This is a genomic window from Frankia sp. AgKG'84/4 (assembly GCF_023242965.2).
In the GTDB taxonomy this organism is placed as follows: Bacteria; Actinomycetota; Actinomycetes; order Frankiales; family Frankiaceae; genus Frankia.
The window spans coordinates 1-8,919 of record NZ_JALKFU020000188.1 but is presented as its reverse complement, the minus strand read 5'-3'; the positions used below and the strand labels follow the sequence as shown (position 1 = coordinate 8,919).

Sequence of the window (8,919 nt, the reverse complement as noted above, 5' to 3'; positions counted from 1 at the left end):
GAGCCGCTCGACGGCGACCCCGGCCGGGGCCTGGACCGACACCGACACGGTGCCGTCGGCGTCGGGACCCGAGGGCAGGCCGCGCAGCCGGCGCAGCGGGGTGAACCGCCACGCCTCCTCGCGGCCGGTGGGCACCAGGTGGTCGAGCGGGCTGCGCGAACGCACCGGGCGGGGCACGGCTCCGGAGGCCGCCGGGGGTCGCCCGGTGGCGTCGATAACGGCCATCAGCCGACCGAACCTTCCATCTGCAGTTCGATGAGGCGGTTGAGTTCGAGCGCGTACTCCATCGGCAGCTCGCGGGCGATGGGCTCGACGAAGCCGCGCACGACCATCGCCATCGCCTCCTCCTCCGCCAGGCCGCGGCTCATCAGGTAGAAGAGCTGGTCGGCGCCGACCTTGGAGACGCTGGCCTCATGGCCGATGGACGCGTCGTCCTCGCGCACGTCGATGTACGGGTAGGTGTCCGAGCGGCTGACCGTGTCGACCAGCAGCGCGTCGCACTTCACCGTGGACCGCGACGACGTCGAGCCCTCGTTGATCTGCACGAGGCCGCGGTAGGACGTACGGCCACCGCCGCGGGCCACCGACTTCGAGATGATCGTCGAGGAGGTGTTCGGCGCGGCGTGCACCATCTTCGCGCCGGCGTCCTGGTGCTGGCCGGGGCCGGCGAAGGCGATCGAGAGGACCTCGCCCTTGGCGTGCTCACCGAGCATCCACACGGCCGGGTACTTCATCGTGACCTTGGAGCCGATGTTGCCGTCGATCCACTCCATGGTCGCGCCCTCGTGGCAGGCGGCGCGCTTGGTGACCAGGTTGTAGACGTTGTTCGACCAGTTCTGGATGGTCGTGTACCGGCAGCGAGCGTTCTTCTTCACCACGATCTCGACCACCGCGGAGTGCAGCGAGTCCGAGGAGTAGACCGGCGCGGTGCAACCCTCGACGTAGTGCACGTAGGCACCCTCGTCGACGATGATCAGAGTCCGCTCGAACTGGCCCATGTTCTCGGTGTTGATCCGGAAGTAGGCCTGCAGCGGGATCTCGACCTGCACGCCCGGCGGCACGTAGATGAACGAGCCACCCGACCACACGGACGTGTTCAGCGCGGCGAACTTGTTGTCGCCGACCGGGATGACCGAGCCGAAGTACTCCTGGAACAGCTCCGGGTGCTCGCGCAGGCCGGAGTCGGTGTCCAGGAAGATGACGCCCTGCTCCTCAAGGTCCTCACGGATCTTGTGGTAGACGACCTCGGACTCGTACTGCGCGGCGACGCCCGAGATCAGGCGCTGCTTCTCCGCCTCCGGGATGCCGAGCCGGTCGTAGGTCGCCTTGATGTCGTCGGGAAGGTCAGACCACTCGGCGGCCTGCTTCTCGGTGGAGCGGACGAAGTACTTGATGTTGTCGAAATCGATGCCGGTGAGGTCCGCGCCCCACGTCGGCATCGGCTTGCGCTCGAACAGGCGCAGACCCTTCATACGAAGGTCGGTCATCCACGACGGCTCGGACTTCTTCGCCGAGATGCCGCGGACGACCGCCTCGGAGATGCCACGCTCGACGTCGTCGGCGTAGGCGTCGGTGTCAGCCCATCCGAACCGGTAGGAGCCAAGGCCCTCAAGGGCGGTCTCGGCAGAGGTTGTCATGAGGCGGAACCCTCCGAAGACGGGGATGGCGGGCAGTTCGGGGACGCGGGTGGGGAGGCGGCAGCCCCGTCGGGCGCCGCGGGCGAACCCGCGGGGATGTGGGTCGTGCAGACGCCGTCGCCGTGCGCGATCGTCGCCAGGCGCTGCACGTGGGTGTCGAGCACCCGGGACAGCGCGGCGGTCTCGGCGTCGCACAGCGCGGGGAAGCGCTCCGCGACGAACTGGACCGGGCAGTGGTGCTGGCAGATCTGCAGGCCGGTGGGCAGCTCGGAGACGCTGGCCGTGTACCCGGCCGCCGTCATCGCCTCGGCCAGCGCGGCGGGGCGGTCCGCCGGATCCGCGGCGACGACCGCCGAGCGCACCCGGCGCTCCAGGTCAGCGGCGCGGCTGTCGGCGAACTGGCTGACCGCCGACGGGCCGACGACCTCCGCCAGGAACCGCAGCGCACCGGCCGCGAGATCCGAGTAGGCCGACGGACCGGCCTCGTGGCCGGCCTCTGTCAGCGCGTAGCACTTCGCGGGGCGGCCCCGTCCCCGCGGGCCGCGGGGACGGGTCTCGATCGGGGTGATGTATCCGTCCGAGACCATCGCGTCGAGATGGCGGCGGATACCGGCCGGGGACACGCCGAGCTGACGGGACAGTTCGGCCGCGGTGGCCGATCCGCCCTCCAGCAGCCGACGCACGACCCGGTCGCGGGTGCGGCCGTCGGCCGTCCCGCCCGAGGCATCGTGGTCGTTTTTCACAACGCCAGTGTGCCCTATTTCCGGGACGTGGTCGAACCGAGACCCCCCTGTCAGGCCCCCGTGAGCACCTGATCCGCGTCACATCCGCGACAGCCCGGCCACGACGACACCGCCGAACCCACCGCGGGCGCCCGCGACACAACATCCACCCACCGGCGGCGGGTGATCGACCACCCCCGAACGGGTGCTGCCAGACTTTCCCCACCATCGGGCGTCCGGCACCATCGGGCTCCACGACGATGACCTGGGGATCTGGAGGCGACGGACTGATGCGGGCCCGACCACGGCACGGCCTGTTCCCGCGAGTTCCGCGCGCGCCGCGGGCGCTGCTCGTCCTCGGCCTGCTGGTCACCCTCGCCGCGGCGGCCTGCGACGGGGGCGGGGGCGGCGGGGGCGGCGGGGTGACCAACGGCCTGGAACGCCTGCCCGCCGGCGAGGTCGGCACCCGGACTCTGACGGCCCTGCGCACCGCGCCCGGCGTGCACCTCGTGGGCGCGGTCTCGGACCCCAGGTCCGACGCGCCGGCCCAGTTCGACCTGGTGATGTCACCGACCACCACCCGCGGCACGGTCGAGGAGTACGACCAGGAGACGCAGCTCGTCAAGATCAAGGGCGACACGTACGTGCGCCGGGCTCGCGGGTACTACACGGCCACCGGCGATGACGCCGCCGCCAGCCTGCTCGCCGACCGCTGGGTCCGCCTCGCCGCGACCGACGCCGCGAAGTACAGCTACTTCACCCTCGAGCGCTACAGCGACTCGCTGCGCGGCTACCTCGCGGGCCTGGCCGGCGGCGTCCGCCAGGACACGGTCGACGGCGCCCGGGTAGTCCGGGCGACCGCGTCTGACGGCACCACCTTCGACGTGGCGAACACCGGCCCGGCCTACCCGGTGCGGATCACCCTGGCCGGCGCCTCCACCACCCGGCTCACGTTCACCGAGTTCCGCGCCCCGGCCGCCGCCACCCCGCCGAGCTCCCCCGTGGACCTGTCGACCATCGGCTGACGCCACAGGGCCGGCCGGGTGCGGAGCAGCCGCGCTCGCCGCGCCGTGGGCCATGCTCGGCCCCCGGGACGTCGGCGACGGATCGGCCGGGGTAGAACCGACAGCGCGGGTGATCGACGGTGCGGGCGGGCGGCCCGCGGGGCGGGAGGCACGGCATGGCCGCAGCGGCGCGGGGCCCGGTGGTGGCGGCGATCGACCAGGGCACCACGGGCACCACCGTCTGCCTGCTCGACGCCGACGCCACCGTCGTCGGCCGCGGCCACACCGCGGTGCCTGCCCAGTTCCCCCGGCCCGGGTGGGTCGAGCAGGACCCCGAGCAGTTGTGGCGCGGCGCCGTCGACACCGTCGCCGCGGCGCTCGCCGACGCCGGCCGGGTGCCGGCGGACATCGCCGCGCTCGGCATCACCAATCAGCGGGAGACGACCGTCGTCTGGGACCGGTCGACCTCGACGCCGGTGCACCCGGCGATCGTCTGGCAGGACCGGCGCACCGCCGCCCGCTGCGAACAGCTCGCCGCCGACGGCCACGCCGAGGCCGTCGCCGCCCGCACCGGCCTGGTCCTCGACCCGTACTTCTCCGCCACGAAGATCGAGTGGATCCTGGCGCGGGACCCGGAGCTGCGCCGCCGCGCGCGCCGCGGCGAGCTGGCCTTCGGCACGGTCGACTCGTGGCTGATCTGGCGCCTCACCGGCGGCGCCACCCACGTCACCGATGTCACCAACGCCTCCCGGACGATGCTGCTCGACCTGGCGGACGCCGACTGGGCGCCGGACATGCTCGACCTGTTCGGCGTCCCCGCCGAGATGCTGCCCGCCGTGGTCCCGAGTTCCCGGGTGTACGCGAGGACCGACCCGGAGGCGTTCCTCGGCGTTCGGGTCCCGGTCGCCGCGGCCGTCGGGGACCAGCAGGCGGCGCTGTTCGCCCAGGGCTGCCTGCGTCCCGGGCAGGCCAAGAACACCTACGGCACCGGTTCGTTCGTCCTGGTCAACGCGGGTGCGACGGTGCCGCCTCCGCAGTCTGCGCTGCTGCGCACCGCCGCCTATCAGCTCGACGGCGAACCGGTCCGCTACGCCCTGGAGGGCGCGATCCTGTCCACCGGCTCGGCCGTGCAGTGGCTGCGGGACTCCCTCGGTGTCATCCGGGACGCCGAGGAGACCGCGGAGCTGGCCGCGTCGCTTCCCGGCAACGACGGCGTGTATTTCGTCCCGGCGCTGGCCGGCCTGGGCGCGCCCTACTGGGACCCGCGGGCCCGTGGCACGCTGCTCGGCATCACCCGCGGCACCACCCGGGCGCATCTTGTCCGCGCGGTGCTGGAGGGCATCGCCTACCGGACCCGCGACGTCGTCGAGGCGATGGCCGCGGCCGGCCACCCGGTGACAGAGCTGCGCGCCGACGGCGGGGCCGCCCGCAACCCGTGGCTCATGCAGTTCCAGGCCGACGTGCTCGGCGTCGATGTCGACGTGCCCGCCGACATCGAGACCACGGCACTGGGCTCGGCCTACCTCGCGGGCCTCGCGACCGGGTTCTTCCCCGACGCGGACGCCCTGGCCGGCCTGCGCCGCGAGGGGCGCCGCTACCACCCGACCGCAGGGCCCGCCGGGGCCGGTTACGACCGCTGGCATGACGCCGTCGAGCGGGCCCGCGGCTGGGACGATGAGGGCGACCCAGGCGAGGGCGGCCCTGGAGCGCGGGGCCGCGTGGCCGGCGCGTGACACTCAGCCCGGACGGGGCTGGCCCCCTCCCGGATCGGCCGGTCGGACGCCGCTGCCGCCGCCCAACTCAGGCAACTATGGCAAGAGCCGTAAATCAGTCACCAGGTGACGCCAACGGGTCGAAACGGCGGGAAAGCGGGTAGCGCCCTGCATTCATGGGACCACATCGGGGCCACATTGGCTCGCGCCTTCTTGGGAGAACCGGCTGCCTGACGGACCGATGCCTGACAGGCTGTCACAGGGGGCGGTTGGCGTCCCCTGCCGACCTGACCCGGACGGAGACCGTGACAGAGGCGGACTACGCCCTGGAGCTCGGGCGCCGGCTTCGCGCGGCGCGTAACCGGCGTGGCCTGTCGCTACTGGACGTCCAGCAGCGCACCCATGGCCGGTGGACCGCGGGAACCCTTGGTGCCTACGAACGAGGTTCCCGCACGCTGCGGGTGCACCGGCTCGTCGAGCTCGCCGACCTGTACGACGTGCCCGCTACCCTGCTCGTCCCGCCCGCCGCCGAACGGCGCGACGTCGACGCGCTCCCGCCGCTCGTCATCGACCTGCGCCGGCTGCGCAAGCTGCCGCCGACGCGGACCGGGCCGTTGCGGCGCTGGATCGCGATCGTGCAGGTCCTACGCTCGGACAGCTCGCGTGACGTGCTGCGGCTGCGGCGCTCGGACCTGCAGTCGCTGTCCCGGCTCTACAGCACCACCCCGACGACGCTCTACGAGCGGCTTGGGGCCTGGGGCGCGCTGGTGGAACCGGGCGAGCCGGTCGCGGCCGGCCACTCCCGACGCCGCGTACCGGTCGCCCGGGCGCCCCACCAGCGGGGCTGACGGTGCGTGCGCCGCTCGTCCGCCGGTTTACCCGGGCGGCCCGGTCGGGTCCGCGCGCGATCGGGCCGGGGAGCAGAACCCCGGTGCCGTCGCGGGATCCGTAGGATCGCCAGGTGGCCGAGATACTGGCAGTCAGCGTCGCTGGCCTCGTGAAGACCTACTCCGCGCGGTCCGCCCCCACCCGCTCCGGCGCGGGCCGGGCCGGGCGGGCGCGGGGTGCGGGTCGCCGCGGTGCGCCCGGCGCCCGACGTGGAGAAGGCGCTGTGCACGCCGACCCGCGAGCAGATCCAGACCGAGGCCGATCGGGCCACCTACGGCCGGCGCGCGCTCGCCGTCGAGCAGGAGCGGCGGATCGCCGAGAACGAGCTGCAGAGCAAGATCGAACTGGCTGCCCGCGCGGAACGCCTCGTCACCCAGGAGGGCGCCAACGAGCAGCGCCGGATGACCGAGCAGGCCGCCGCCGCGCGCATCACCGCCGAGGCCGAGGCACAGCGGGCGCAGACGGCCGCCCGGGCGCAGGCAGATCGGGTCCGGGTGGAGGCGGCGGCGCGGGCCGAGGCCGTCCGGCTCGTCGGCCAGGCCGAAGCGGACGCGGAGGCCGCCCGGGTCGCCGCCGTCACCGGCCTGGACACCTCGGCGATGGTCGCGCTCGCCGTGCGGGACCTCGCCGGCCACCTGCCGGCGATCGGCGCCCTCACCATCACCCCGGACATGATCACCGAGACGCTCGCCCGGCTCGGCCGCGTCGCCGCGGACGGCCTGCGGTGAGCCTCGCCCCGCGCGCGGTGCTCGTGCACCGGCGCACCGAGTACACCGAGCTTCTCGCCCGGCACGGCACCCGCGGTCAGGCGGAGTTCTTCCTGCGCACCCGCGGGCGGGAGCTGGCACAGGTGCAGGCCACCCACGACGCCGCGGACGCCGCCCGGCTCGCGGTCACCGCGGCGGTCCCGCCGCACTGGCGGCGCGGCGAGGTGGAACGGTCGGACCTGGACCGGTTCCTGTTCGCGCCGGATGACGTGGTGCTCTGCGTCGGGCCGGACGGCCTGGTCGCGAACGTGGCGAAGTACCTGCACGGGCAGCCCGTCGTCGGGGTCAACGCCGATCCGGGCCGCAACCCTGGCGTGCTCGTCCGCCATGAGCCCGGTGAGGCGGCCGCGTTGCTGCGGGCGCTGGAGCCCTCCGCCGGGGCGGGCGCGCCGGTCGCGGCCGGCCAGGGCGCCGCGGTGAGGGATCGCGGGCTCGCCGCGGCCCGCGAGCTGGCCGCGGCCCGGGAGCTCACGATGGTCGAGGCGGTGTCCGACGACGGGCAGCGGCTGGTCGCGCTCAACGAGGTGTTCATCGGCGACGCCGGGCATCAGACCGCCCGCTACGTCCTGCGCGTTCCGGCTGAGGCCGCGGGCGGCGCCGCCCCGGCGGTCGAGCGCCAGGCGTCGTCCGGCCTGCTGGTGGGCACCGGCACCGGCGCGACGGGCTGGTGCCGGTCGGTCTGGGCGCAGCGACGCAGCGAGGTCGCGCTGCCCGCGCCGACGGCCGGCGCGCTGGCCTGGTTCGTCCGGGAGGCATGGCCCTCGCCCGCCACGGGCACCCTGTGCACGGAGGGCCGCCTCGCCGGGGCACAGCGGATCGAGATCGTGGTCGAGGCGGACCGCATGGTCGTCTTCGGCGACGGCATCGAGACGGACGCGATCGAACTCTCCTGGGGGCAGCGGCTCACCGTGGGCGTGGCCGACCGTCGACTGCACCTGGTGTGAGGCCGAGGTGGTCGCGACTGAGCGGCTGCCGCGGCGGCGCTCAACTGCGGCGGCGAGCCCGGCGGATGGGCCGGCCGCCGGCCTGGCGTCCCGGACGGCGCACGGCGCCACCCGCGGACGGCCCGGCAGGAGGCCGGCGCCGCCCCCTGGGCCGTGGGCGGCTGATCATGCGACGAAGCGTTCGATGGCCTTGCGGATCCGCAGATTCGCCTGGGCAAAGCTGATCTTCCCGTCCACATACGCGGCCAGCGCGGCGCGCCGGACGCGCTCCACGCGCTGGTCTTCGTTCGGGGTGTTGAGCAGGTTGGTCGTGGTGATGGCCACGGCTCTCACCTCCCAGTAGCAGGAGAACAGGACGGGTACAGCGCGGATGACCGCGACGAGTGACCGATACCCCGAATGCCGCAGGCCGCCGTTTGTCGCCAGAACCGTCGGATCAGGCTGCGGGCCCGGCCGCGGGAAGTGCCGCGGCGATGGCCCGAACAGCCGTCATCCGGCGCGGGCGGCGAGGGCGGCTAGAGACAGTCGACCTGGGCGGCCGCGACGCGGCCAGCACGATGCTCGCCCGCCGGCACCCGGCGCCACGCCGGGATGTGGGCGCGGGAGGTACACCCGAGCGGGCGACCGCGACCGGACACACGCCTCGGCGCGGCCGAGCGGGCCGGGACCTGGCGGGCCGGGACCTGGCGGCGCCGTGCGCGGGTAGTCGCACCGTCAGAAGTGATCACAACGACTGCCCTCCTCCGCGGTGGGGCGGGCAGTTACTGCCCGCGCTGATCCGTCCAGTGGGTGAAGCCTGTCCAGTGCGTGGAGCACGTCCAGCAGGTGAAGGCGTCCTGCGCGCGCTCGCGCGGCCGGGCGGAACCCGGGATGACCGGAGCGCCAGCCCACCGAGACGGCGAGCCGGCACGAACGTCGTATCCCGAGGAAGCCGCGACCACAACGGCACTAACGCCGGAACAACGAGGACCGACTGAACATCTACAAGAGTGCGTGACCGGAAGGCGTTGCGCAAGAGCCAATCGGCAGGGGAACGGGCCGGCTTGGGCGGCGCGGATTCGGGACTGTCGGCCCGCCCGTCAGTGGAACTCCAGTCATGATCGAATCGTCCCCGTCGCGGGCCGTCCGGCCGGACGGACGAGCTGCCGGCGGGACGAGCTGCTGGCGGGACGAGCTGCTGGCGGGACGAGCTGCTGGCGGGACGGCCCGCCGGAGGAGCGACCGGCCGCGTCGCGGGGACGCGGC

Annotated in this window: 8 protein-coding genes and 1 pseudogene; 5 read left to right on the top strand and 4 right to left on the bottom strand. The window is 73.9% G+C overall.

Annotated features, from left to right (window positions below):
* From MXD58_RS13520 to MXD58_RS13510, 3 genes and pseudogenes are all read right to left on the bottom strand, one after another.
* Positions 1-225, bottom strand: a pseudogene (locus tag MXD58_RS13520) (Fe-S cluster assembly protein SufD); the annotation flags it as partial.
* Positions 225-1,637: a Fe-S cluster assembly protein SufB gene (gene sufB / locus MXD58_RS13515; RefSeq protein ID WP_248840757.1), complete on the bottom strand. Its 1,413-nt coding sequence runs from the start codon at positions 1,635-1,637 to the stop codon at positions 225-227. The pseudogene MXD58_RS13520 and the gene sufB, both read right to left, overlap by 1 nt.
* On the bottom strand, positions 1,634-2,380 hold the full coding sequence (locus MXD58_RS13510) for a helix-turn-helix transcriptional regulator (protein ID WP_248840758.1): 747 nt from the start codon (positions 2,378-2,380) through the stop codon (positions 1,634-1,636). Before MXD58_RS13510 ends, sufB begins: the two co-directional genes overlap by 4 nt.
* Before the next feature lie 269 nt (positions 2,381-2,649).
* Here MXD58_RS13510 and MXD58_RS13505 point away from each other — a divergent pair, with 269 nt between their 5' ends.
* The 5 genes from MXD58_RS13505 to MXD58_RS13485 all read left to right on the top strand — a co-directional run bounded on the left by MXD58_RS13505 (position 2,650) and on the right by MXD58_RS13485 (position 7,674).
* The gene (locus MXD58_RS13505; RefSeq protein WP_250609367.1) at positions 2,650-3,384 is read left to right on the top strand and encodes a hypothetical protein; all 735 of its coding nucleotides are present in this window, start codon (positions 2,650-2,652) and stop codon (positions 3,382-3,384) included.
* Between the two features lie 155 nt (positions 3,385-3,539).
* Positions 3,540-5,096, top strand: coding sequence for a glycerol kinase GlpK (gene glpK / locus MXD58_RS13500; RefSeq protein ID WP_248840760.1), 1,557 nt, complete (start codon positions 3,540-3,542; stop codon positions 5,094-5,096).
* Positions 5,097-5,380: 284 nt separating this feature from the next.
* On the top strand, positions 5,381-5,923 hold the full coding sequence (locus tag MXD58_RS13495) for a helix-turn-helix domain-containing protein (protein ID WP_248840761.1): 543 nt from the start codon (positions 5,381-5,383) through the stop codon (positions 5,921-5,923).
* A gap of 216 nt (positions 5,924-6,139) precedes the next feature.
* Entirely contained in the window at positions 6,140-6,691 is a 552-nt protein-coding gene (locus MXD58_RS13490) for a hypothetical protein (RefSeq protein WP_308301961.1), read from the top strand.
* Positions 6,688-7,674 carry a hypothetical protein gene (locus MXD58_RS13485; RefSeq protein WP_248837462.1) on the top strand — a complete coding sequence of 329 codons (987 nt, stop codon included), beginning with the start codon at positions 6,688-6,690 and terminating at the stop codon, positions 7,672-7,674. The genes MXD58_RS13490 and MXD58_RS13485 overlap by 4 nt, the downstream gene beginning before the upstream one ends.
* A gap of 165 nt (positions 7,675-7,839) precedes the next feature.
* Here MXD58_RS13485 and MXD58_RS13480 read toward each other — a convergent pair whose 3' ends face one another.
* Entirely contained in the window at positions 7,840-7,998 is a 159-nt protein-coding gene (locus MXD58_RS13480; protein WP_248837463.1) for a hypothetical protein, read from the bottom strand.
* Between the last annotated feature and the right edge of the window lie 921 nt (positions 7,999-8,919).

Excerpts from the sequence above, each read along its gene's own strand:
- sufB (WP_248840757.1), bottom strand. The coding sequence starts at position 1,637 with ATGACAACCTCTGCCGAGACCGCCCTTGAGGGCCTTGGCTCCTACCGG.
- MXD58_RS13505 (WP_250609367.1), top strand. The coding sequence starts at position 2,650 with ATGCGGGCCCGACCACGGCACGGCCTGTTCCCGCGAGTTCCGCGCGCG.
- glpK (WP_248840760.1), top strand. The coding sequence starts at position 3,540 with ATGGCCGCAGCGGCGCGGGGCCCGGTGGTGGCGGCGATCGACCAGGGC.